The organism is Caulobacter soli, assembly GCF_011045195.1.
Classification (GTDB): Bacteria; Pseudomonadota; Alphaproteobacteria; order Caulobacterales; family Caulobacteraceae; genus Caulobacter; species Caulobacter soli.
Map to the genome: position 1 here is coordinate 198,479 of NZ_CP049200.1, position 23,543 is coordinate 222,021.

25 protein-coding genes are annotated in these 23,543 nt (G+C 66.4%); 15 read left to right on the forward strand and 10 right to left on the reverse strand.

What is annotated here, in order from left to right:
- Positions 1–3 precede the first annotated feature (3 nt).
- From G3M62_RS25400 to upp, 4 genes are read left to right on the forward strand one after another with little or no spacing between them, the layout of a single operon-like run.
- The gene (locus G3M62_RS25400; protein WP_165191596.1) at positions 4–237 is read left to right on the forward strand and encodes a tautomerase family protein; all 234 of its coding nucleotides are present in this window, start codon (positions 4–6) and stop codon (positions 235–237) included.
- Between the two features lie 11 nt (positions 238–248).
- Complete coding sequence (locus G3M62_RS25405) at positions 249–1,226, forward strand: pseudouridine-5'-phosphate glycosidase (protein WP_165191597.1); 978 nt, start codon at positions 249–251, stop codon at positions 1,224–1,226.
- Positions 1,226–2,422: a questin oxidase family protein gene (locus tag G3M62_RS25410; RefSeq protein ID WP_165191598.1), complete on the forward strand. Its 1,197-nt coding sequence runs from the start codon at positions 1,226–1,228 to the stop codon at positions 2,420–2,422. The genes G3M62_RS25405 and G3M62_RS25410 overlap by 1 nt, the downstream gene beginning before the upstream one ends.
- Before the next feature lie 11 nt (positions 2,423–2,433).
- Positions 2,434–3,117, forward strand: a complete 684-nt coding sequence (gene upp, locus G3M62_RS25415; protein WP_165191599.1) for a uracil phosphoribosyltransferase — start codon at positions 2,434–2,436, stop codon at positions 3,115–3,117.
- Here the strand turns inward: upp and G3M62_RS25420 are convergent.
- Genes G3M62_RS25420 through G3M62_RS25430 form a run of 3 tightly spaced genes read right to left on the reverse strand, consistent with a single transcriptional unit; the run spans position 3,096 to position 4,609 of the window.
- Complete coding sequence (locus tag G3M62_RS25420; protein ID WP_165191600.1) at positions 3,096–3,569, reverse strand: DMT family transporter; 474 nt, start codon at positions 3,567–3,569, stop codon at positions 3,096–3,098. The genes upp and G3M62_RS25420 overlap by 22 nt on opposite strands.
- 1 nt (position 3,570) lies before the next feature.
- On the reverse strand, positions 3,571–3,975 hold the full coding sequence (locus G3M62_RS25425; protein ID WP_165191779.1) for a DMT family transporter: 405 nt from the start codon (positions 3,973–3,975) through the stop codon (positions 3,571–3,573).
- 55 nt (positions 3,976–4,030) lie between these two features.
- Positions 4,031–4,609 carry an HD domain-containing protein gene (locus G3M62_RS25430; RefSeq protein WP_165191601.1) on the reverse strand — a complete coding sequence of 193 codons (579 nt, stop codon included), beginning with the start codon at positions 4,607–4,609 and terminating at the stop codon, positions 4,031–4,033.
- 236 nt (positions 4,610–4,845) lie between these two features.
- Between G3M62_RS25430 and G3M62_RS25435 the strand changes: the two genes are divergently transcribed.
- From G3M62_RS25435 to G3M62_RS25455, 5 genes are all read left to right on the forward strand, one after another.
- On the forward strand, positions 4,846–5,763 hold the full coding sequence (locus tag G3M62_RS25435) for a LysR family transcriptional regulator (RefSeq protein ID WP_165191602.1): 918 nt from the start codon (positions 4,846–4,848) through the stop codon (positions 5,761–5,763).
- A 103-nt stretch (positions 5,764–5,866) separates the two neighbouring features.
- Positions 5,867–7,225: an LLM class flavin-dependent oxidoreductase gene (locus tag G3M62_RS25440; protein WP_165191603.1), complete on the forward strand. Its 1,359-nt coding sequence runs from the start codon at positions 5,867–5,869 to the stop codon at positions 7,223–7,225.
- A 198-nt stretch (positions 7,226–7,423) separates the two neighbouring features.
- Positions 7,424–9,703, forward strand: a complete 2,280-nt coding sequence (locus G3M62_RS25445; protein WP_165191604.1) for a TonB-dependent receptor — start codon at positions 7,424–7,426, stop codon at positions 9,701–9,703.
- 46 nt (positions 9,704–9,749) lie between these two features.
- On the forward strand, positions 9,750–10,754 hold the full coding sequence (locus tag G3M62_RS25450; RefSeq protein WP_165191605.1) for an MDR family NADP-dependent oxidoreductase: 1,005 nt from the start codon (positions 9,750–9,752) through the stop codon (positions 10,752–10,754).
- Positions 10,751–11,677, forward strand: a complete 927-nt coding sequence (locus tag G3M62_RS25455) for an ABC transporter substrate-binding protein (RefSeq protein WP_165191606.1) — start codon at positions 10,751–10,753, stop codon at positions 11,675–11,677. Before G3M62_RS25450 ends, G3M62_RS25455 begins: the two co-directional genes overlap by 4 nt.
- Positions 11,678–11,842: 165 nt before the next feature.
- On the opposite strand, the gene G3M62_RS25460 is transcribed toward G3M62_RS25455, so the two are convergent.
- The 4 genes from G3M62_RS25460 to G3M62_RS25475 form a co-directional block, all read right to left on the reverse strand.
- Entirely contained in the window at positions 11,843–12,481 is a 639-nt protein-coding gene (locus tag G3M62_RS25460; protein ID WP_165191607.1) for a hypothetical protein, read from the reverse strand.
- Between the two features lie 120 nt (positions 12,482–12,601).
- Positions 12,602–14,638, reverse strand: a complete 2,037-nt coding sequence (locus G3M62_RS25465; RefSeq protein WP_165191608.1) for a hypothetical protein — start codon at positions 14,636–14,638, stop codon at positions 12,602–12,604.
- Positions 14,635–15,117: a hypothetical protein gene (locus tag G3M62_RS25470; RefSeq protein WP_165191609.1), complete on the reverse strand. Its 483-nt coding sequence runs from the start codon at positions 15,115–15,117 to the stop codon at positions 14,635–14,637. Before G3M62_RS25470 ends, G3M62_RS25465 begins: the two co-directional genes overlap by 4 nt.
- Positions 15,114–16,046, reverse strand: a complete 933-nt coding sequence (locus G3M62_RS25475) for a hypothetical protein (protein ID WP_165191610.1) — start codon at positions 16,044–16,046, stop codon at positions 15,114–15,116. Before G3M62_RS25475 ends, G3M62_RS25470 begins: the two co-directional genes overlap by 4 nt.
- Positions 16,047–16,311: 265 nt before the next feature.
- Here G3M62_RS25475 and G3M62_RS25480 point away from each other — a divergent pair, with 265 nt between their 5' ends.
- From G3M62_RS25480 to G3M62_RS25490, 3 genes are read left to right on the forward strand one after another with little or no spacing between them, the layout of a single operon-like run.
- The gene (locus tag G3M62_RS25480; protein WP_165191611.1) at positions 16,312–17,010 is read left to right on the forward strand and encodes a hypothetical protein; all 699 of its coding nucleotides are present in this window, start codon (positions 16,312–16,314) and stop codon (positions 17,008–17,010) included.
- A gap of 3 nt (positions 17,011–17,013) precedes the next feature.
- Entirely contained in the window at positions 17,014–17,970 is a 957-nt protein-coding gene (gene dprA / locus G3M62_RS25485) for a DNA-processing protein DprA (protein ID WP_165191612.1), read from the forward strand.
- Positions 17,971–18,468 carry an HAD family hydrolase gene (locus G3M62_RS25490; RefSeq protein ID WP_165191613.1) on the forward strand — a complete coding sequence of 166 codons (498 nt, stop codon included), beginning with the start codon at positions 17,971–17,973 and terminating at the stop codon, positions 18,466–18,468.
- Here the strand turns inward: G3M62_RS25490 and G3M62_RS27010 are convergent, their stop codons facing one another.
- Positions 18,469–18,753, reverse strand: coding sequence for an NAD-dependent epimerase/dehydratase family protein (locus tag G3M62_RS27010; protein ID WP_425483866.1), 285 nt, complete (start codon positions 18,751–18,753; stop codon positions 18,469–18,471).
- Between the two features lie 339 nt (positions 18,754–19,092).
- Here G3M62_RS27010 and G3M62_RS25495 point away from each other — a divergent pair, with 339 nt between their 5' ends.
- Both G3M62_RS25495 and G3M62_RS25500 read left to right on the forward strand, forming a co-directional pair.
- Positions 19,093–19,914 (forward strand): hypothetical protein, encoded by an 822-nt coding sequence (locus G3M62_RS25495; protein ID WP_165191614.1) that lies wholly within the window; start codon positions 19,093–19,095, stop codon positions 19,912–19,914.
- 39 nt (positions 19,915–19,953) lie between these two features.
- Complete coding sequence (locus tag G3M62_RS25500) at positions 19,954–21,069, forward strand: hypothetical protein (protein WP_165191615.1); 1,116 nt, start codon at positions 19,954–19,956, stop codon at positions 21,067–21,069.
- A gap of 186 nt (positions 21,070–21,255) precedes the next feature.
- Here the strand turns inward: G3M62_RS25500 and G3M62_RS25505 are convergent, their stop codons facing one another.
- Positions 21,256–21,735, reverse strand: coding sequence for an Lrp/AsnC family transcriptional regulator (locus G3M62_RS25505; protein WP_165191616.1), 480 nt, complete (start codon positions 21,733–21,735; stop codon positions 21,256–21,258).
- Between the two features lie 113 nt (positions 21,736–21,848).
- Between G3M62_RS25505 and G3M62_RS25510 the strand changes: the two genes are divergently transcribed.
- Entirely contained in the window at positions 21,849–22,472 is a 624-nt protein-coding gene (locus G3M62_RS25510; RefSeq protein ID WP_165191617.1) for a glutathione S-transferase, read from the forward strand.
- Positions 22,473–22,531: 59 nt separating this feature from the next.
- Here G3M62_RS25510 and G3M62_RS25515 read toward each other — a convergent pair whose 3' ends face one another.
- Positions 22,532–23,458, reverse strand: coding sequence for a HEPN domain-containing protein (locus G3M62_RS25515; RefSeq protein WP_165191618.1), 927 nt, complete (start codon positions 23,456–23,458; stop codon positions 22,532–22,534).
- Positions 23,459–23,543 lie beyond the last annotated feature (85 nt).

Below are 23,543 nucleotides of genomic sequence, written 5' to 3' on the forward strand. Positions count from 1 at the left end.
CCGATGCCCCACGTCAACATCAAGCACTTCCCCCGCGACCTCGATCCCGAGGCCCAGAAGGCCCTGGTCGAGGGGCTCGTCGGCTTGATCACCCAGGCGTTCGACGTGAGCGAGACCACCGTCTCCGTCGCTCTCGAACCCGTGGAGCCCGCAGCCTGGCGCGATCGCGTGGTGCTTCCTGAATTGCACAACCGGTCCGACCTGCTGGCGCGCCGTCCCGCCTACGACATCGCCTGAAAGAGGACGCCATGCCCCAGATCGATCCTCAGCGCCTGGCCGAGCGGCTTGTCCTGGCGCCCGAGGTCCACGCCGCGCTGGCGTCCGGCCGCCCCGTCGTGGCGCTGGAATCCAACGTCATCACCCATGGTCTGCCCTATCCCGACAATGTCGAGACCGCCTTGGCCGTCGAGGCCGCCGTGCGGGCCGGCGGCGCGGTTCCGGCCACGATCGCCATCGAGGACGGCCACCTGCTGGTGGGCCTGGATCGCGAGACGATCCAGCGCTTCGCCACCGAGCCCGGCATCCCCAAGGTGTCCAGCCGCGACCTGCCTTTCGCCCTGGCGCGCGGCGGCAAGGGCGCGACCACCGTCGCCTCGTCTCTGGCCATCGCCGAGCTGGCGGGCATCGCCGTCTTCGCCTCGGCCGGGATCGGCGGCGTGCATCGCGGCGCGGCCCAGAGCTGGGACGTCTCGGCCGATCTCGTGCAGTTCACCCGCTCGAAGGTCGCCGTGGTCTGCGCCGGGGCCAAGACGATCCTGGACCTGGGCCTGACCGTCGAGGTGCTGGAGACGCAAGGCGTGCCGCTGGTCACCTACGGCTTCGACGAGGTGCCGGCCTTCTATTGCCGCTCCAGCGGCGTGCCGAGCCCGCAGCGTCTTGACGACATGGCCACCATCGCCAGGGCCGTCGACCTGCACTGGGCCCTGGGCGGAACCGGCGGCGTGCTGGTGGCCGCGCCGATCCCCGAGGCCGACGCCTTGGACGGCGAGGCCATCGAGACGGCCATTCTTGACGCCATCGCCGCCGCCGAGGCCGAAGGGATAGCCGGCGCGGGCCTGACCAAGCGGCTGATGCGGGCGGTCGACGCGGCCACCGACGGCCGCTCGTCCAGGGCGAACGCCGCCGTGCTGGTCCACACCGCCCATCTGGGCGGCAGGCTGGCGGCGGCCTATGCGGCCCTGGCGCCCAGCCGGCCGCAACGCGCCGCCGCGGGGGTGCTGGCCTGATGAGCGCTAACGTCGTCGAGGCGCTGCTGGCCGACCGCGCCTACCACATCGAATTCAACGGCCATCTGACCAACCACGCCAAGCACGCGGTCGTCGCCCTGGCCGGCCTGGGGGCCGCGCCCGAGCAGGTGCGGGCCTATTACGAGAACTACGCCCGGCTGACGACCTACGGCTACGGCCTGGAGCCGGCCCGCACATCGGACCTGGTGGTCACCCGCGAGACCTGGCGAGACTTCCTGGGCCGGCGGCGGGGCTTTTCGGCCCTGTGCGCCTTCTTCGACGCCGAGGCGCAACGCCTGGGCCTGGACGGCGTGGTGGCGATCTACGGCCCCGAACTCCTGACCGGTTGGATCGGCGCCTTCACCCACGCCACCATCCACCTGGGCTGGGCGCTGGACGCCGGCGGCCGCTGGATGGCGATCGAAGGCTTGGCCTACATGGTCTTCACCCACGTCCCGGCCCATGCCGAGCGCGCCGCGCCCGACCCGGCCGCCGCCGCCGACGCATCGCCCCATGACAGCCTGCTGCGGATCGCCCGGACCTGGCATGCCGATCCGTCGGTGGCGCAACAGGTGCAGGCGGCCCTGGCCGACACCGCCTCGCCCGCCGCCCGCGCGATCCATCCGGAACTGGCGCGCTCGGGTCTGCAATACCGCATCGCCCGCAGCGCCGCCCAGGGCCACCCGCTGATCTACGGCCTGGCGCCCTGGGCGTCGCGCCCGCCGCAAGCCGAGGACTGGGAGGCGCTGTTCGAGGCCGTCACCCTGCTCTATCTGGCCTTCCCCGGCGACTTCGTGCTGCTGCACCTGATCACCGCCCTGCACGCGGTGGAGACCATCGCCGCGCGCCTGGCGCCGACGGAGGCCCTCGCCGCCTACCAGGGCTACTGGGTCGGGGCGCTGGGCGTGGCTTTCGGCGAGAAGCTGATCCCCAAGCCGGAAAAGCTGGAGGCCCTGGCCAAGGCCCTTCAGGGACGCGACGACCTGGAAAGTCCCGAGCGGGCCGCCGATTGGCGCGCGACCATCGATCGCGCCGTGCTGGAGGAGGAGGAGCACAATCCCAAGCTCGCCTACGTCCTGCAAAAGCTGTGGCGACGATCCGGCGGGCGGACGCTCTATCGCGTCGCCGCGGCCCAGTTCACCAAGACCCCGCTTCTGCCCCCCAGCTTCGAGCAGCCGGCCGACGACGAGGCCTGAAGGAGACCGCCATGCCCCTGGATCAAGCGCCCGTCTTGTCCCGTCCGTCGATCGAGGCGGGCCTTCTGGTGTTGCCCCAGACACGGCAGCTGCGCGCCCTCCATACGGTCGTCCGCGACCGCACCGCCTCGCGCGCCGCCTTCGTGCACTACAGCGGCCGCATCATCCGCCTGCTGCTGGAAAACGCCCTGGGCCTGCTGCCGCTGGAGCCCAAGACCGTCGAGACGCCCGTCGGCCGCACATACGAGGGCCTGGCCTTCGCCGAGCACATCTGCGGGGTGTCGGTGATCCGAGCCGGCGAGAGCATGGAAGGCGAGCTGCGCGCCATCATTCCCGGCGTGCGTATCGGCAAGATCCTGATCCAGCGCGACAAGGTCACCAAGGCGCCGCGCTTCTACTACCAGAACCTGCCGGCCGACATCGCCGACCGCCAGGTGCTGCTTCTGGACCCCATGCTGGCCACCGGCGGCACCGCCCTGGCGGCGGTCGAGCTGCTGCTGCAACAGGGCGTGCTCGAGGAGAACATCGTGTTCGTGGCGTTCATCGCCGCGCCTGAAGGCGTGGCGGCCCTGGCCGGCCGATACCCCAAACTGCGGATCGTCACGTCGGCGATCGAGGAGCGGCTGAACGAAAACGCCTACATGCTGCCGGGCATCGGCGATTTCGGCGACCGCTACTTCGGCTCGCCCGCCTGAGCCGCCGGCGCCCGGCGCAGTCGCCGCGGCGCGTTCGGAGTGTTGGCCAGCCAGATCCCGGCGACAATCAGGCCCGCCCCGGCCAAGCGCACCAGGGTGCGTCCATCGATGGCCGCGCCGAGATTGCTGATCACCACGCCGGTCAGCATCTGGGCGCCGACCACCAGGCCGGCGGTGCGGCTGGCGCCCAGCCGAACCACCACATGGCTGTTGAGCGCCACGAAGGCTACGCCGAGCACGCCGCCGATCCAGGCGAACCAGGGCGCCGGGCCGACGTGAAAGGCTCCGACGCCTTGCAGCGCCATCGGAGCCGACAGGAAGACAAAGCCCACGACGTGGTTCCAAAGCGAGGCCCTCAAGGGACCGTCGCGACGCCCCAGGTGGCCGTTGACGGCGCGGCTGAGGCCGATGCACAAGCCGTTGGACAGGGCCAGAAGGACGGCGGTCAGCATGTCAGCCCGCCGCCGCGATGATGACGAGGCTGCCGGTCAGCACCAGTCCCAGTCCCAGCAATCCGCCGGTCGTGGGCGCGCGCCGCTCCAGACCCAGCCAGCCGAACCGATCGGCCGCGACGCCGAACAGCATCTGTCCGGCCAGCATCAGGGCCAGGGTTCCCGAAAAGCCCAGCGGCCCGTTGACGGTGATCGCCGCCAGCAGGACCGTTAGGGCGCCGGGCACGCCGCCCAGATAGATCCAGCGCGGCCAGCGTCCGCCGGCAGGCGCCGGAACCGAGACCGGCCTGGAGCGAGCCCAGACCAGCACCGCGGTCAGCGCCACGACGGCGCCGACGCCGTGGGCGATCCAGGACGCGAAAAGGGGTGTCGAGAAGTGCGCCAGCCGGCTGTTGAAGGCGATCATCGTGGCCAGCACAACGCCGGCCAGCAGGGCCAGGACGGTTTCGGAGGCGACGGGCTTAGGCACCAAACAGCCCCTCCTGACGCGCGACCGCTAGCCGCGCCTCGATATGCGTCCAGAGGCGGGGGCACCCTCGGCGGATCGGCTCGGCGACGCGCGCCACCACGCGCTCGTGGCTGATGCCGTTCTCGCGCCAGCTCTGGCCGTTGTTGGCGAGATTCAGCAGCACCGGCATGGCTCGGTCGATGGCGTGGGCGAAGCGCGCCTCCGGCGTCTCCTCGTCCTCGAACTCGTCCCAGAGCGCCACCAGCGCCTGGGCCTGGGTTTCCGGCAGGACGCCGAAGATCCGCTCCACGGCCCGCCGCTCGGCCGCCTTGCGCTCGGAAAGGCCGGTCTCGACAAAGGCCATGACGTCGCCGGTGTCGATCTCGCCCACGTCGTGCACCAACAGCAGCGACACCACGCGCGGCAGGTCCACCGGCTGGGCGGCGTAGGGCTGCAGGGCCGCCGCCGCCAGGGCGATCTGCCAGCTATGCTCGGCCGGGTTCTCGTAACGATCGAGGCCCAGGGGTTTGACCTTGCGGGTCACGCCCTTGAGCTTGTCCAGTTCGAGGATGAATCCGATCACGTCGTCCATGGCGTCCTCGCGCGGCGAGGCTCGATCATCGGCCCTGTCCGCCCTTCGGCGGAAGACCGACCGTGGTCCACAAAGAGCGGACGTGATCGTCCGAAGTCATGGCCCACCGCAATTGCGGAGGCAGCATTGGCGCAACGCAATCTTGTGTTGAGTAAACGTCACTTGTCTCCGCGCCCGCGACTGCGTCTCTAATGCCTGCGAGGGCCGTCGCAGACAGTCGCAGCAAGGACCCCCGCGTGGACAATTTCGGCCAGTTGAACGTCTTCATCCAGGCCGCCGAGACCCGCAACTTCACCTTGGCGGGACGCAATCTCGGCATTTCGTCGTCGGGCGTCGGCAAGGCCGTCGCCAGGCTGGAGGAGCGCCTGGGGGTCAGGCTCTTTCATCGCAGCACACGCTCGATCGCCCTGACGCCGGAGGGGGAGCTGTTCCTGGAGCGTTGCCAACGCATCCAGGGCGAGATCGCCCAGGCCGAGGCCGAGCTGACCGAAGGCCAGGGCGCTCCACGCGGCCGCCTGCGGGTCAGCTTGCCGCTGGTGGGCATGCTGATGATGCCGGCCCTGACCGGCTTCATGCGGGCCTATCCGTCCGTCGAGCTCGACCTGGATTTCACCGACCGCATCGTCGACCTGATCAACGAAGGCTTCGACGTGGTGGTGCGCACCGGCGACGCCAGCGACTCCCAGTTGATCACCCGCACCCTGGGCGCCTTCGGCCACCTGCTGGTCGGCGCCCCGGCCTATTTCGAACGCAACGGCCTGCCCCAGATTCCCGAGGACCTGGCGTCCCACGCCTGCCTGCACCACAAATACCCCGCCACCGGCAAGCTGGCCCCCTGGCGCCTGCTTCGCGACAACGTCGAACTGACGCTCGAGCTTCCCCGCAGCGTGGTCGCCAGCACAATCGAGCCTCTGGTGCATATGGCCGAACAAGGCATGGGGGTGGCCTGCCTGCCCGACTACGCCGTCCACGCCCAGCTTCGCGACGGGCGCCTGGTCTCGGTGCTGGACGCGCATGTCGCCCATCGCGGGGTCTTCCGGGCGCTGTGGCCGCAGAGCCGCTTCAACTCGCCCAAGGTCAAGCTGTTTGTCGACTTCCTGGCCGGCGCCCTGCTGCCCGTGCAGCCGGCCCCCCAACGTCTCAGCGCCGCATAGCGGACCAATCTGTCCGCAATAACCGGACGACTACCGGGATTATCGACCGACCGGGCGACGCCTAGGGTCCGCCTCCCCCATCCGGGGACGGCAAGGAGATCCGATGCGCCGGCGCGGCGAGACCATGATCCTGGGACTGTTCGTGCATCCTGCCGGCCACCACGTGGCCGCCTGGCGCGATCCGGCCGCCTGGACGTTGCGCCAGTTGCACGAGCACGTCGCCCTGGCCCGGATGGCCGAGGCGGCCGGCCTTGACCTCTACTTCCTCGCCGACTTCGTTGAGGTGCAGCTGGAGTCGATCGAGGCCGCCGGCCGCAAGGCCCACAACGGCGTCTACGGCTTCGAGCCGCTGACCCTGCTGTCGGCCCTGGCCGCGACGACCCGCAGCATCGGCCTGGTCGCCACCGCCTCGACCAGTTTTTCGGACCCGTATGTTCTGGCGCGCCAGGTCGCCTCGCTCGACCATCTCAGCGGCGGACGAGCCGGCTGGAACGCGGTGACCTCGGCCGATCCGGGCGCGGCCTTCAACTTCGGACACCAAAGCCCCCTGCCCCACGCCGCGCGCTACGCCCGCGCCCAGGAGTTCGTCGACGTCGCCCAGGGCCTTTGGGACAGTTGGGACGACGACGCCTTCGTCGAGGATCGCGCCACGGGCCGGTTCTTCGATCCCGCCGGCTTGCGCCGCCTCGACCATGTCGGCGACCATTTCCGGGTGCGCGGTCCGCTGAACATTCCCCGGCCTCCACAAGGCCGGCCGATCGTCGTGCAGGCCGGAAGCTCCGAAGCCGGCAAGGCCCTGGCCGCTCGCACGGCCGACCTGGTCTTCACCGCCCAGTCCAGTCCCGCGACCGCGACGGCCTTCTACGCCGACCTGAAGGGCCGCTTGCCCGCCCACGGCCGGCGGCCCGGCGATCTCAAGATCCTGCCCGGCCTCGTGCCGATCGTCGCCGCCACTCGCGCGGAGGCCCAGACCAAGCTGGAAAAACTGCAGGTCCTGGTCGATCCCGTGGTCGGCCTGGACCTCCTGCGCAACCTTTCGGGCGGCGCACCGCTGCCCCCGCTGGATCTCGACGCGCCCCTGCCGCCGCGCCCGCCCTCGGAGACCGCCCAAGGCCGCCAGTCCCTGGTGCTGGACCTGGCCCGGCGCGAGGGCCTGAACGTGCGCGAGCTTTATCTGCGCCTGGCCCCAGGACGCGGCCACGGGCAGGTCGTCGGCGATCCAGGGGATGTGGCCGACGCCATGCAGCATCTGTTCGAGACCCACGGCTGCGACGGCTTCAACCTGATGCCGGCGGTGCTGCCCGGCGGCCTGACGGACTTCATCGACCTGGTGCTGCCCGAACTGGCGCGCCGAGGACTGGTTGGCGAGCGCCCCGACGGCGTCACGCTGCGTGAACGGCTGGGCCTAGCCCGCCCGGCCTGGCCACGGGACGAAACGAAGGCGCGCAGCGCCGCGTCTTGACCCGTCCACGCCTTCCATATTGCCCTCCCGCTGCGACGCGCCGGGAGCCAAAACGCGTGCCTGAAGATCAATAATTCCTTGTTATTTCAATAACTTATATTTCTCATCCTCGTTTGCTTCCTGCGCTGCCGCATGGAATTCCCCTGGACCGCAAGCAGTACGGGGGATCCTATGCGACACATCCAAGCGCCGGCGCATATGCGCCTGAAGCTCCGCCTCGCCGCCGGCGCGGCTATGGCCCTGGTGGGCCTTTCCGCGACCCAAGCGGCCGACACGCTCGCGCCGGACTCGGCCGACGCCTCGACCACCGAGGTCGACAGGGTTCTCGTCACCGCCGCGCGCCAGGCCGAGCGCAAGGCGGCCCTCGCCCAGAGCGACCCGGCCTCGATCTCGGTGCTGACCGCCGAGCGCCTGGACCAGCGCGGCGTGGCCAGCACGCTGGACCTCGTCAACCTGACCCCCAACCTCTACCAGCCGCGCAACACCATGAGCTATTCGGCCGCCCAGTACTTCCTGCGCGGCATCGGCGAGCTGGACGCCCAGGGCGAACCCTCGGTCGGCACCTTCGTCGACGGCGTCTACATCACCCGCAATCTGGGGGCGATGCAGGAGCTGCTGGACATCGCCGACATCCAGATCGACCGGGGCCCGGTCATCCATCTGGGCCACCAGGTGGAAGGCGGCGCGGTGCGGCTGACCACCGTGGTCCCCGACAACCAGGTCCGGCGCGAACTGCTGGCCGGCTATGGCTCGTTCGACGAGGTCAAGCTGGGCGGCCTGATCAGCGGCCCGCTCGTGGAGGACAAGGTCTATGGCAGCTTCGCCATCAGCCGCCACCAGCGCGACGGGATCGACGTCAACCGCACCCTGAACCGGCGCGAGAACAACATCGCCCTCACCCAGGCCCGGGCCAAGCTGCGGTTCACGCCGACGGCGGACCTGGACTTCACCCTGGCGGTGGACGGCGCGGCCGATGACAGCCTCAACCGCGGCTACGGCGACCTGCGCAACGCCGACCAGTTCGGCCTCTACTCGCCGATCTATCCGAAGAACCGCTACCGCCAGGCCGGGGTGACGGCGACCACGCTCTATCGCCTCTCGCCCGCCTACCAGCTGTCCAGCGTCACGGCCTGGCGAGTGTTCGAGGACCACGCCAACTACGACAACACCGGCGACCGCTTCGCCCGCAATTCCTCGCCCCTGCGCTATTACGACAACGCCTGGTCCCAGGACCTGAAGCTGACGGGGACTACGGGCAAGGCCCATGTCGTGGCCGGGGTCTACCTGCTTTACGAGGACTGGATCACGCGGCGCAACGTCAACGCCTCGACCACCTTTTCCGGCACGCCCAACCGGATCGTCTTCACCCCGGTCAACGCCGCCATCGACCAGAAGACCTACAACGCCGCGGCCTATCTCCAGACCGACTACGAGGTCTCCCCGCGCCTGAGCGTGACGGCGGGCCTGCGCTACAATCTCGAGCGCCACACCACCGAGCAGACGCTGAGCTGGCTGATCGCCGGCGGCGACCACACCATCACCGTCACGGACGTCTCGCAGGTCGCCGACGAGTTGAACATCCTCTACGGCTCGCCGGCCGCGCAGGCCTGGCATGTGAAGGCTCACAAGAGCTGGACACAGTTGCTGCCGCGCCTGTCGGCGACGTTCCAGGCCGCGCCGGGCGTCAAGGCCTACGCCTCGATCAGCCAAGGCGCCAAGTCGGGCGGTTTCGACTTCCGGGCCAACAGTCCCGGCAATTCGCGGCAAGCCACGACGCCCTACGCGCCCGAGAAGGTCACCACCTACGAGGCGGGCGTGAAGAGTGATTTTTCCGGCGGCCGGGTGCGCCTGAACGGCGCGGTGTTCTGGAACGACTTCAAGGACATCCAGATCAGCGCCTATGATCCGTTGACGGCGATGAGCCGGCGCTTCAACGCCGGCGACGGTCACTCGGTCGGGATCGAGCTGGAGGCCGCCGCCCAGGTGACCGCCGCCTGGAGCCTGGACGCCACCGCCTCCTGGCTGGACACCGAACTGGACACCTATCGCGGAACCTACAGCCAGATCGTGCTGGCCGGCGGCGACGTCTTGCCGACCGCCGCCCACTCAGGTTCGCCCCTGCCCAACGCTCCGAAGTTCCAGGGCCGGATCGCCAGCGACTACCGTTTGCCTGTGAGCCTCCCCGGCGAACTGTCGCTGGGCGTCGACCTCTCCTATCAGGGCTCAACCTTCCTGACCTCGGCCGCCAGCCGCTACAACCGCATGCCGCCGCAAACGACGCTGGACGCGGCCCTGCGCTGGAAGAGCCCCGATGGAACCTGGCGGGCGGCGTTGCGCGGCCGCAACCTGCTGAACCGCCGCTACCTGGTCTGGTCGGGCCTGGGGACCACGAACGGGACGCCGGCCTATCCCACCTTCTACTCGGCCAGCTGGACCGACCCGCGCACCGTCTATCTCGAGGTTCGCCACAGCTTCTGACGCGCTCCCGAACGATCCATCCCCCGACATCCCAAGAAGACCCGCCATGACCTCGAAACACCGCATCGCCCGAGAGGTGCACATCGTCCGCCGCCCCGACGGCCCCCTGAGCGCCGATGACTTCGTCGTCGCCGAACAGCCCTTGGCCGATCTCGCGCCGGGCGAGTTCCTGATCGCCAACCGGCTGCTGTCGATCGATCCGGTCCGGCGGGTGTTCTTCGCCAACGGAACCGCGCCGCTGAACGCGGGCCTGCACAGCTTCGCGATCGGCCAGGTGCTGGAGTCGCGCCATCCCGACTACGCGCCCGGCGAGATCGTCGGCCACTATCGGGGCCTGCGCGACCTGGCCATCGGCCGGGGCGAGGAGACTCGAAAGATCCCGGTCGGCGAGGATCCGCTGGAATGGCACATGGGCCCGCTCGGGGTCGGGGGCTTCTTCGCCTATGTCGGCCTGATCGAGGCGGCCCGCGTCCGCCCCGGCGAAAGCGTACTGGTCTCCTCGGCCGCCGGCTCGGTAGGAAGCCTGGCCGCGCAGCTGGCCCGGCTGATCGGCTGTCGGGTGGTGGCGACGGTCGGCTCCCCCGACAAGCAGGCCTGGCTGACCGACGTGGCCGGGGTGGAGAGGGTGATCGACTACAAGCGCGGCGATTGGCGCGAACGTCTGGCCGCGGCCCTCCCCGATGGCCTGGACGTCTACTTCGACAATGTTGGCGGCGCCCAGCTGGACGCGGCCCTGTCGCTGATCAACCCCCATGGCCGGGTCGCGGTCTGCGGCATGGTCTCGACCTATGACAGCGTCGCCCCCTTCTCGGAGCGGGCCGGCGCCTGGACCTGGCGGATGATGACATCCCAGGTGGAGCTGAAATCCTATCATGTGCGCGACCATCAGCGGCTGTGGCCCGCCTTCCAGCGCAGCGTCGGCGACTGGCTGCGCAGCGGCGCAATCAGAACGGAGACTCAGGTGCTCGACAGCCTGGAGGCGGTCCCCCAGGCGTTCGTCGACCTGATCGCCGGCAAGGGGCTGGGCAAGACCGTGGTGCGCCTGTCATGAGCCGTTCGATCTCCCGCCGCGCGATCCTGGCCGCCCCGCTGTGGTTGGCCGCCTGCAGGGGCGCCTCGGCGCCGGTGCTGCGGGTCGGCGCCCTGACAGGCCCCGCGCGGGCGACGCTGGAAGCGTCGAATGCGCTCGTCGGCGCGCCCTACACGATCCTTTGGAGCAGCTTTTCCACCGGGCAGGACCTTCTTGAGGCCATGGCCGCCGACGCCGTCGATGTGGGCACAACCGGGGACGCCTCATTCCAGTTTGGCTTCCAGGCCGGCAAGCCGATCAAAACCGTCCAGGCCCAGCGCGCCGAGGACGTGGCCGGCGCGTCGGGCGTGCTCGTGCCGAAAGGTTCGACAATCCATGGCCCGGCCGATCTGAAGGGCCGACGCATCGCCGTCCCGCGCGGCTCGGCGGGTCACTTGCTGGTCTTGCGCGCCCTGGCCAAGGCCGGTCTCTCGCCGTCGGACGTCGACTGGGCCTTCCTGTCGCCCGCCGAGGGCAAAGCCGCCCTGGCCGCCGGCGCGGTCGACGGCTGGGCCACCTGGCCGCCGTTCATCGGCACGGCGCTCCTGCACGATCCGGTGCGCCTGGGCGTCGACGGCCTGGGGCTGGTGCGCAACTACCTGCTGCAGGTCGCCTCCGAGCGCGCGATCGCCGAGCGGCGCCCGCTGCTGAAGGATTTCCTTGCGCGGGTGGCGCGGGCAGCGGCCTGGACGAACGATCATCCCGGCGTTGCGGCTAAGGCCCTGGCTGAGACGACGGGCGCACCCGAGGACGTCGCCCGATACACGGTCGACCGCCAGCATTGGCGTCCAGCCCCGCTGGATGAAGATTTCCTCGTCTATCAAGCGGGCTTGGCCGCGACCTTCCGCGGGGCCGGTGCTTTGGCCGCAGGTCGCCCCGTCCAGCAGGCCTTTCTTTCGCTCTGAGCTGTCTCAAATCTGCAGCCGCGGGCCGGCGGACGAGACTGCGCCACTAGCCGACTCTCAGATCGCGCCAGAAACACGACCTTGGCCCCGGCGCTGCAAAAGCGATGAAATATCCAAGTCAGACGTTGCAACCGTTGATGCAAGCTTCTTTGCGCGCGGTCTTAACTAGGGCAATTCGAATTCTGCTGCTGCAGTCGCAAGCTCTTTAAGCATCGCGCTATTGGCCCTGCCCAGCCAATGCACCTTAACCGTCATCTGCGCAGAAATGTGCGCAGCGACACCGTTACAAAGCCACCGAAGCATCCGAACGCGCTGTTTATCATCCTTCACATTGAATCCGTCGTAGTCGTTCGAATTCACACGAAGCATTTCATCCACCAGCGCGCGATCAAGTACAAAGCTATGCGCAACCTGATTGCGAATCTTGTTCAGACGCTCGATCGTCGGCAGTAGGAGCGCGTCGGTGGCTCCGAGCCCAAGGAGATAGGCGACCTCAATCTTATTAGCGAACGAAAATTTCCGCAGGTGTGCGCTATCAACAAGAATGTCAGAAACGCACCTAATATACTCCCCAACCGCATACTCAACGATCAAGTGAGCTTTCAGAATTGCATACTCTAAATTTGCACCTCTAGGGAATTGCGTCTTTATGAGGCTTGCGAGTTCGCCGGCAATTTCGTCCGCTAGGTGCTGCCGTTCCTGATCCGAAACCACATGTTCTGGACTAGATTTGAGAAAATGGCCCTTTTGATGGAAATCATGCGCCGTTCGTAAAGTCGGCCGCTCGCGTCGTATCTGCCGCATACTCTTCGCGCCCTTCCGCCCGCAAGCTCGCTTAAAACTACGCTACAGCATCACAGAGCCGAGATTCCGCTCAAGGCGCAGCCGGTCTCGCACAGGGGATTGGTCGGCCCGAGAACAGAGTCACCTAAGGAGCGGCTGTAGGATGAACCCATCGAAATTGATGACATTCGCTTCCTCGCCCACGGCCGCTTTTACCGCTGGCAAGGGTTCCGATGTCGAGATGATGATTTGTCGACCAGGACTCTTGTCACGAGCGCCGTCTTTCAAGAATGCGTAGAGGCTACTCGCATCGATCTCCTGTTGCCCCGGTTCGTCATAGACGACTAGGCCGGCGTGATTTCTCGCAAGCTGCAGGAGCGAGAGGTAATAGGCCCACTTGAGACGGATGCCGTCGCTGGCGGAGACCTCGAACGTGATCTCCTTCTCGACAACATCACCATCCTCGTCGCGGGTCAGAGCAAGAGGTCGCTGGTTTTCAAGCGACAGTATGATCTCTGACGGCTGGAACGATCGGAAGCCGTAGGCCTGAATCCGACGTTGGATGGCGTCCTGCAGCGCGTAGATCTTGGTGCTGTCGTTGTTGGTCAGATTGTCGGGCGGCGTCGCCTTTAGCTCCTCTTGCAGGCGGCTCCAGACCTGGGCGATCGCTTGGAGTTCTTCCGAGGCGATGATCGCCGCTTCCTCGAACGACGTCGCGCGCTCCAGGAAGGCTTGAAGACGAACGATCTCCTCGATCACGATTCTGGACGGGGCCTTGCTGGGTTGCAGGATTGCCTGGCGAAGACTGCGCAGCTCCGACTGCGCCTCCCGCAGTTCATCGTCCCTGGCCCTAAACCTTGCGTAGCAGTCCTTGACGCGCTCGTTCGCGCTATCGAGCCCGACCCTGTAGAGCTCGATCTGGGACTTCACGAAGGAGATATTTTCCTCAAGGCCCATGCCGACGGCCTCGACCGCCGGGAGAAGCTCACTGGAAACATCTTGGTGACAGGTTGGGCAGACATGTTCCCCGGCCGCATGGCCAAGGTCGGAGCCCAACCGCCGCAGTTTCAGCGCATCCTCGTTGCGCTTCAGATCTTGCTGGAGCGACTCCAGACGTGCGCGCAGTGCCCGTTGTTCCTGTTCCTCCAGATTGGCTTCGGACCGGAGGGCTTCTAGCTGGGCGCTCAGCCGGTCAATGTCCGTGCGTACGACCTCTAGCCTCTCCAGCATCTCGGGCACCGCAGCTTCGGTGTCCTCGATGGGGGTCTCCTCCAGTTCGGTCACCCGAGCTTTTGCGACACGGACGGCTTCATCGATAGCAACCCACTCGCCGTCCCGCAGAATTTCCAAGCGCAGTTCGGGCGCGATGGCGAACTCCGCGGTCGGCGCGGTGGGAATGCCTCTGAGACGACCGACACGCTGAGCGATGTCTTCCAGGGCGCCCCGGCGCTGCGTCCACCGGACAAGCTCCGTCGAGATCGCGTTTCGCAGTTCTGTGCGGCGGCGACGAATTTTGCCGACGTCTAGGTCCAGCAAGAACTCCATCACCCGTCTGGCGACATCCTGAATTTTCAGGAACGTTGGGAAAGGTCCCTGGATCGTCGACCACCCGCGCTTTTGCTCCACGAAGAGCATGGGAAAGATCGCTTCGAGGTAGAGCGGCGACTCTGTGCCGTCGAACCGGGGCACCTTGGGCAGGGTCCAGCCGATAAAACCCGCGAGGTAGGTATAGAACCCGTCTTCGGCCTGCGCTGAACCGCGGTCGATGGCGTAGAAGTCGCGCGGGTTCGACCTGGTCCCTCCGCTGGCGAGGCCCGGCCCCGCCCAGGTCTGGATCAGCTTCCGATCTTTTCCCCCGACGATATCCCGCCGCACGATGATCGACTGGCCCTTGGCGTTGCGGATTTCGATTTCCACGTAGGACTCGATGACAAGTTCATACTCATCATCCTTCCGTGGATGGATACGTTCGCGCATTGCGTAGGGTAGCGGAACGTCCAGTTGCGGCCCCAGCGATCGTTCCAGGCCCAGTGCATAGATGATGGCTTGCAGGGAGGTCGATTTCCCCGAGGTGTTTCCCGCCTGGATGACGTTCAAGCCCGCTCTGAACGGCATGTCGGCGCCGTAAATTCTGTTCGCAGTGATCGAACGGAGCCGCAGGTGCGAGATATGGATCATTTCGCTTTCCTTGCCGCGCTCAAGACTGCGGTGACCATCGTCTCGGTCATCGTCTTTGCGTATTTCGCCAGTACGTCCTTTTCGGACGTAAGCAGATCAGCGTCGCGCGTCAGGGCGTCGAAAAGGCGCACGCCTTGTGCGGTCAGTTGCAGGGCGGATCGATCCGCCGTCGTCGTCCACCCAGCGAGCTTGTCGCCGACGACGAAATCCACGGCCCGCCCAAAAGCCGGCTCGACGCGAAAGGTCCAGGGCATCCTTCCGGGCTTGGCCTTCACGACAAGCTCGAGGAGGTGCTCCGAACGCGACGCCCTGATCGCATCGTTCAAGATGTGAAGCTTGGCCAAGGAGGCCTGCTTTGCGCGTGAATAGCCAAGCATGAGGACGATGATCGAGACCCGCCATTCGATGCGCAGATCGCCAGGCACGGCGATCGGACGGCTCCGAAAGGAGAAGCGCTCGGGCTGCAAGCTCAGTGTCATTGGTCGTCGTCCGGGAAGTCCAGCGGACACCGGATGAGCCAATCGCCGATCGTACCCATGGCCACGGTCGTGGCGAAGGAACCGGAGATGTCAGGCAGGTCCTTTTGGAGGGCCGCTTCAAGCCGATTTAGGCTTTCCTGCAGTTGCTGACCGGGAAGGTCCGAGGCCGCGCCCACTGCGGCCAGACGCTGTTCCTCGGCGTCCAGGACTTGGATGGAACGATCCCAAAGCGCCGGATGATTGAGTTTCAGTTCGGCCAGGGCGTTCTCGCGATAGAGGTGCGCTCGGATAAAGGCGTCCCGCCTCTTGCGGATCTGGTCTGGCTTCATCGTCGCCTTGAAGCCGCGATTGAGCTTCTCCGTGATCCGCTTTCCGATGTCGCCGTCCTGCTCGACAGCGATGTCGAGCGCAGGGTCTTGCGCCGGCATCTTCATCGGCATGGCGCCCTGTTGGCGCAGCATCTCGATCTCGGTGACGAAGTCGTCCTGGCAATGCACCAAGGCCTCGAAGTTGTCGGCCAGGAACGGCAGCTTCAGGTCACGGATCTCGATGCCTCGGTCCCGTGCCGCGGCCACCACGTCCTTGTTGTCTAGGAAGGGGCACAAAAGAATCCAGCGATCGATCTTCAAGCCCGTGAGGATCTCGCCCAACTTGTCCTTGTTAGCCTGCAGCTTGTTGAGGTCACGCCGCGCCTTTGATTTTTGCGCGATTGCGGCCTTGCCGACGTCGGCGGTCTCCTCTGGCGCGTAACATTGGTAGAGCACCCCGCCCTTCCCGCCGTCCTTATCGAGACAGATGAATTCCAGACCCGCGTCGCCCCCGACATGGTCTGGGACAGGCTGAACGTGCTGGTGGCCGTGGCGCAACTGGACGAGTTGCAGCGCGTAACGCTGCCATTCGTGTCCATCCCAAGCTCGTCGATAACTCATCCAACCCCCAGCGCTGGAAGTGGTAGAGCTTCAATTAGGGGATGCAAGAAAAATCAACCGCACGCATCACGGGGAAAAGACACGACGGGTCGCTCCTGACGCTACGGATCAGGCCCATCCGCCAAGCCTAAATCACCGGTCGAACGGGCCAAACTCAATTTGGCATTGGCCAGGTCAATACCCTCTCCCGTAAGCTGCGCCATACCCCTATATGTTGCAACAAAGCTTACCTGCCCGACTAAGGCGACCCGCAACGAGAACCCCGATGCCCACCTTCACGCCCATTGGCGGGTGGATGGCCTTTCAGCACCTCGACCACGGCCATCCCCTCGATCACGCCTTCACCCTAGCCTACAAGATGACCGACGATCCTGCGGAGATGTGGAGCGGTCGGTTCGTCCGCTTCAAGGACAAGGACCAAAAGGCGTTGTATGGCGCGGCGAAGGTGCTGAAACCCGCCATGACGGGGCTCTTTGCGTCGCTTAAATTGAACGTCGCGCGCACGGTGATCCTGCCAGCGCTCTCGTCAACGGAGAAGCTCGCGGATCCGAACCGCCACGTCCCGCGCTTGGCCACGGCGGTGGGAAAGGAACTCGGCTGCGCCGTGAACATGACAGCCGTGTCGAAGGATCCTCACCCGTCCCTGCACAAGGTTCCTGCGGCTGAACGGATCGCGACACTAGAGAAGGCGAACTACACAGCCCAAGCAATCGACGCTGACATCGTCGTCGTTCTCGACGACTTCATCACCCAAGGGGCCACCCTCGGCATCACCGCCCGACAACTCAAAGCCGCCAACCCGAAGCTGACCGTGCTTGGCGTCGCCTTGGGCAAGACAGAGCGCCGAGCTTACTGGGCCGATCGCGGCATTGCCCTTTCCAACCAGCACGTTCCCGCCGATTGGGATGGGCTATGGGCGCAGGGCGAAGCATTCTACGATAACAAGGTGAAAACTGGATCCTGAGGCATGGCGCGCCATTCACCTTCCTCCGTGGCTCTCCTCGCGCTGATGAAGCTGCAGGGCGTGGGCCGTCGCAAGGCGCTGCAGGTCGCCGGCGGTGTGAGCCCCACCGCGACCTGGACGGACTATCTTGAAATGGTTCTCGAGCGCGCCGCGCGCGAGCGGCTGCCCGCGAGCGATCTACGCGTCGCCTGGAGCCGAGCCGAAGAGCAGCTGGAACAAAGCGCCGAAGCGGGCATCGTTGCCTTCTCGATCTATGACGAGGGCTATCCAGCTCAACTGAAGACCATTCCTGATCCCCCTGCGGTCCTCTACGTGAAGGGTTCGACCGAAGCGTTGCATGACCCAAGGGCGATCGCCATCATCGGCACGCGCGAACCGACCCCATTTGGCGAGGAAGTGGCGCGTCGATCCGGCCGTACGGTCGCGGAGCGCGGCGTCGTGGTGATTAGCGGGCTTGCCCACGGATGCGACACCCTCGCCCATGAGGGATGTCTGGACGCCAAGGGAGCCGGTGTAGCCGTCCTGGCCCACGGCCTTGAGAAGGTCTACCCGGCCGCCAACAGGAAGCTGGCGGAACGACTGTTGGAATTCCAAGGTTGCCTGGTCAGCGAATATCCGATCGGCATGACGCCCATGCGCACCGCCTTCGCGGAGCGTGATCGTATCCAGAGCGGACTTTCGCGCGCCGTGTTCGTGATCGAAACCGATGTGAAGGGCGGCACCATGCACACCGTTCGCTTCGCAAGTGACCAGAAGCGCCAGCTTGCCTGTGTCGACCATCCAGTCAAATGGCGGCATGAGGATAAGACCAAGGGAAACCAGCAACTCATTCGCGAACGACGAGCCGCTCCCATCGCTGACGGCGCCGCGCTCGCCGCCTTCCTCGACCAGATTGCCGCATTGCCAACCGTGGACCAACAGGCTTCGGCCAAGCCGGTTCAAACAGGCTTCGCCTTCTAGATGGTGATCTTCGATTTCGATCTGACGCTGGTCGATACAGGCCCCGTGGAAATGCTGCGCCAGCGGCGTCAATGGCGTGACGTAATGGCGGCCGCGTCGAGGCTTCAAGTCTACGATGGCGTCCACGACGTCATCGGCGCGCTGCACACCGCCGGCCGCCCCATGGCGATACTCACGAAGAGCCCGAGCATGGTGCCGGAGCACTTCGTGAAACTTCACCGTTGGCCGATCCCCACCATCCTCGGCTACCATCAAGTCACCCAGCGGAAGCCTCATCCTGAAGGCATTCTTCTGGCCATGCGCCAAGCCGGCGCCGTGCCGGAAGAGGTTGTGCATGTTGGCGACAGAGCCGATGACACCCTCGCGGCGAAGGCGGCCGGTGTGACGGCCATCGGTGCCGCATGGGGCTTGGCCGATTCTTCCGAACTTGCTGCGTCCAATCCCGACCATCTCTTCCAGACAGTCGGGGAGTTAGCGGCCTTCTTGAACTCCCGCTAGTCAGCAACAGTTGTCGACCGTCTTTGGCGTCATAGGCGACGATGTCCACCAAGGCGTCGGCGCCGGCTCCCACCGCGCGCCGCAAAGCCTGTTCGTCTCGGCGATCGGCCGTGACAAGGCGGGCGCCGAGCTTGAGAAGCTCCTGCGGGACGGGGCGGTCGCACGACTGACGACCGCGACCTCCCAACCCGCCGCCAGAAGTCGCGCAGCCGCCGCGACCCCGATCTGGCCGGCGCCCCCAAGGACAATCGCCGAGCGCGCCATTCCTGTCCCTCGCTTCGCCATGCAGCATAGGCTCGGACCAAGAGACGCGATTTATGAGAAGTTGGAAGCGGACGGATCATCGATCGTCATCATTGGGCCAGTCCGGACTTCGAGAAGGCGCAGGCGTCCGCTCGGGATCGAAAGTGTACCGGCGCCCGCTTGAAGAGCCGGCATGATCGCGCTGCGCCGACCGAAGGTTGGGGCTGGGGCTCGAGCGGGTTGCGTATTTTCGCTGTGATCGAAGCTGTGCTTTTTTGACCCGGGCGCAACCCTGCCCGGCCAGATCGCGTGCGTCCGCCCCGTCCAAAGTCCGACACGATCGACCGCCACGATCGGACGATGACGGCAAGAGGGCATGGGATGAAGGTGGGCTGGCGGTTCAAGGGCTCGTTGATGGCGATGGGAGTCATCGCCCTGGCCGTGATCGGGCTGGTGTCGGCCGATGTCGGCTGCACGGCCGTGGGCGGAACGCGCGGCGCCTGCGGTGGGGTGACGGCGTTCGCCAAGGCGCTGGGGCCCTGGCAAACCTTGCTGACCGGAGCCTTCGCCTTGATCGCCGCGGCCTTCGCCGGCTGGTACGTGCTGTTGCAGGTCTCGCTGGCCGACCGGCAGGAGGCCGGACGGATCCTGCGCCGTCACCGGGCGCAGACGGCGGTCATGCCCTTGGTGCTGAGCTCGGTCTGCGACTATGTCGAGCAGAGCGTGGAAGCCTATCACTACGCCTACGGGCTCAAGGCCGCCGGCCAGGCCCTGACGCGCGATCGCTTTCTCAACATCGACCTGCCGGAGCTTGATCCCAGCGTCGCCGCCGGGCTTCGCGACATGATCGAGGCCTCTCCCGAAACCGAGGATGTGTCGGCCTATGTCGAACTGTTGTCGGACCTGCAGACCCACGCGGCGCGTTGGCGAGGGTTCCGGTCTGACCTGGGCAAGAACGACGAGGGCCCGTCCCTGAGGGAGATCGGAAACGAGATCGCCGAGGCTGCGGCGATCTACGCCCAGGCGAGCAATCTGTTCGATCACGTCCGGCCGGCCAGCCAGGTCGGGATCGGCGATCGCGCGCCGACCACGGCGGCGCGCGCGCTGGTTCTGCTCGGCGTCTACGAGAATGTGCCCGAGGCTTATGACGTGGCCCGGGCCTTCGATGGCGCGGCGACGGGCCGGCCCTCGCCGCGGGCCTAAGACTGAGACGCACTAGATCATGGTCGGCTGGCGGCCTCAATGAACTTGACCTTGGCGATGGCTGGGGTGTTGTCGGTCATGGCCTCGACCCGAGATGAATTTTCCTCGTCCATTGTCCGCGCGCTGGCCTTGCGCGCGGCTTTCCGCTGCTCTTTGTGTGACGGGCCGACGGTCGGGCCAAGCGACGACGGGGTGATGGGCGTCGCCACGACCGGCGTCGCCGCCCACATTTGCGCGGCCGCGCCCGGCGGCCCGCGCTACGACCCCCTCATGACGCCGAGCGCCCGCGGCGCGTTCGACAACGGCATCTGGCTCTGCGCCAATCATGCGAGCCTGGTGGACCGGGACGTGACGACCTACACAGTCGAGGTCCTGGCGCGCTTGAAGCGCGACCATGAAAGACGCTGCCGGCGGGCCCAGCAGTCGGGCGGCGCCCGGCCGGCGCCGATGCTTGAGCTCTTGGCCTTCGGTCCCACGGTGATCGGCTATGGCGAACTGGTTCGCGCGCAGGGTTCGATCTGGACGTTCAGGGTCGAGCATTTCGTTCTCGGCGATCTCGCCGCTCTGGTTTTGCAGTCGGAGGCTTTCGACGCCGCCACGCCCTACGAGCGCTATGTCGTCGTCAACAGTCTGGGCGACGGCAGATCGCTCGCCGCGCCGCTGATCATCGAGAAGGCCAGCGGAGCCGTCTTGGTGACCGCCCATGTGGAGGCGCGGTTCCCTCGCCTGGCCGCCCGCGCCCTGCCGCGCGACGTCGCGCTTTCAGCCGCGCACGATCTTTCGGTTCAGGGCGGCGCCGTCGCCATGGTCAGCGGGCTCATGGCGCTGCCGCAAAGGATCCTGTCCTGTCTTTCGATGCGCCGCGGCGAAAGCCCCTTCCATCAAGATTTCGGCTCTCGGTTCTCCGAATATCTCACCCTCTTCTCCGGCACGCCGTGGCTGGATGATCTGCTGAAGCTGGAAGTGGTTCGCCTGGCTTCCATCCCCTACGCCGATCCCGTCCTGGGCCAGGCTTACACGCCTCTGCAAGCGGTCGAACAGGTGACGGCCGTGACGATCCTCGGTTCGGCGGCCAACGGACGCCTGCCGGTGCGGCTTGAGCTGCAGGTCGCCGGCGAAGGCCCGTGGTCCCGCGATCTGGCGATCTTTGTCTAGCGCGGAGCGCCCTTTGGGGCGCCGCACCGGCTTGGGGGCCGACAACATTCCAGGAGCGTGGGCGCGTGCGCGGGCGGCTTCCGTCATGGCAAAGCCCCATTTGGGGTTTTGGGGTGACCAGCGGCAGTTACGGCCAAGTGGGTTTGGTTTCCGTCGCCGGCCGCGTGGTGCGGACGGGCGCGTGCGTCAGGTGAAAGTTGTGCGCCCCGCCGTCAGCAACGCTTTGCCGATCGGCCTGACCGGCTCGCTGCGCAGGACGACCGAGGTGGTCACCGCCCCGAACTGGCCGATGGCGTCGATGATCGCTGGCAGGTCGCCCGGCAAGGAGACGACGGCCTTGAGCACGAAGCAGTCGTCGCCGGTCACCCTGTGGACTTCGACGATGTTGGGCAGGCGGGCGAATTGCTCCAGGCAGGCGCGGATGTGCTCGTGCACGGTTTTCAGCCGGATGATGGCGGTCATCCCCAGGCCCAGGGCCTGAGGATCGATCCGTGCGCCGTAGCCGGTGATGATGCCGCGCTCCTCCAGCCGCTTGACGCGCTCGGACATCGCCGGCTGCGACAGTCCGACCTTGCGGCCCAGCTCGGAGAGCGGCGTGCGGCCGTCCTGCTGCAGCAGCTCCAATATCCCGATGTCCTTGGCGTCCAGCCCGCTTCCGATCGCCATCCTTGCCTCATGACCTTGATATCATCGGTATAATCGCGCTCTTGCCGATGACTGACCATGCCCTTCGCGCTCGATCTTGGCCATTCTGCGCGGACGGACCGTGGAGGTGACATGTGAGACTGATCGGAATGCTGGACTCGCCCTATGTGCGGCGGGTGGCGATCTCGCTGAGATTGATGGACTTGGCGTTCGACCACGAGCCTGTCTCGGTGTTTCGAGCCTACGACGCGTTCGCGGCGATCAACCCGGTCGTCAAGGCCCCGACCCTGGTCACCGACGCCGGCGTCGTGCTGATGGATTCCAGCCTGATCCTCGAGCATCTTGAACGGCTTGTCCCGCTGGACAGGGGGTTGAACCCCGTCGACATCGGCGACCATGTTCGCGCCCAGCGGATCATCGGCCTGGCCTTGGCGGCCTGCGAGAAAACCGTCCAATTGGTCTACGAGTTCAACCTGCGGCCGGAGGAGAGGCGGCACCAGCCTTGGGTCGAGCGGGTGCGCGAGCAGTTGGGGGAAGCCTACCGGTTGCTCGAGCTCGAAGCGGCTGGCGGTCCGCTCCGGCTGCCGGACGGGCGGGCCTCGCAGGCCGGGGTCACAGCGGCGGTGGCCTGGAGCTTCACCGATTTCGCCTTGCCCAAGGCGATCGAAGCGATCGAGGCGCACGAGCATCCGGCGCTGGCCGACTGGGCTCGACAGGCCGAGGGTTCGCCAGATTTCCAGGCGACGCCGATCGGCTAGGCTCGTCGGATGACCATGGGCAAAGCGGCCCTGAGCTCAGACTCCTGACGCGGGGGCGGTCATGGGGTTTGGCCGGCCTCGCGAGCGAGTTGGGCCAGATGGGTTTCGCAAGCTGTACAGACCAGATCGCGCAAGGCCGTGGCCCTGGCCAATAGCCATTCAAGCTCTTCGACGCTGATCTCGTACTGGTCGGAATAGCGGGCTTCGACATAGGCGCGCTTGAGGTGTTCGAAACGGCGACGGTCTTCGCGCTGCGCGCGGGGCCAGGCGGCGACGAGGCTCGGCTCGTGGTCCTCGGCCAAGGACCGCAGGAACTTGATATTGTGCGAGCGAGGAAAGTAGAGGGTCCGGACGAGCAGGTAGGTGATGTAGGCAGCCTCGACAGACTGATGAAGCGAGAACGCAGCTTCATTCCGCCAGTCAGCATCGGATGTGCCTTTGGCCGCCTGCTCGACGGCGGTTTGCCATTTTAGATCTACTCGCTTCAACGACTTGGCGAAGTAGTCGGAAGCCAGCTCCAACACCTCTTGCGGCGACTGAGGCTGCGGCGCGCTGAAGGGATGACCCGGCGCGTCGTAGAGCGCAACGCCGTCGCGCACGATCTCGCTGAAGAAGTACTGGCCCTTGGCCAGGGCCTGGTTCACCTCGGCCAGGTCATGGACGATGATGTTGACGATGCGGCCGATGGAGGCGTCGTGCAGGATCTTCTGCTCGGTCACCCACCAGTAGTCGGCGATGTCGGTCAGTTTCTCGTCGCTGACGACGACCAGCAGGTCGAAGTCCGACAGGTAGCCGTTCTGCGGCTCGTCGACGAAGTCGCCGCGCGCGTAGCTGCCGAACAGGATGATCTTGTAGATCTTGGCGCCGCGACGCCACGGCTGGGTGCCGCCGGCCACCGCGTCCTCGAAACCGCGCAGCAGCAGGCCGGTGATCCGGTGCAGCTCGTCCTGCTGGATGGCGGGGAGGTGTTCGAGATTCGACTTCATCAGGTCTTGAGTCTCGCCGAGCCGGAGGGGTGGAACAAGCCGCATCGGCGATCTGGTCGTTTTTTATCGGCCGGGATCTCGCCAG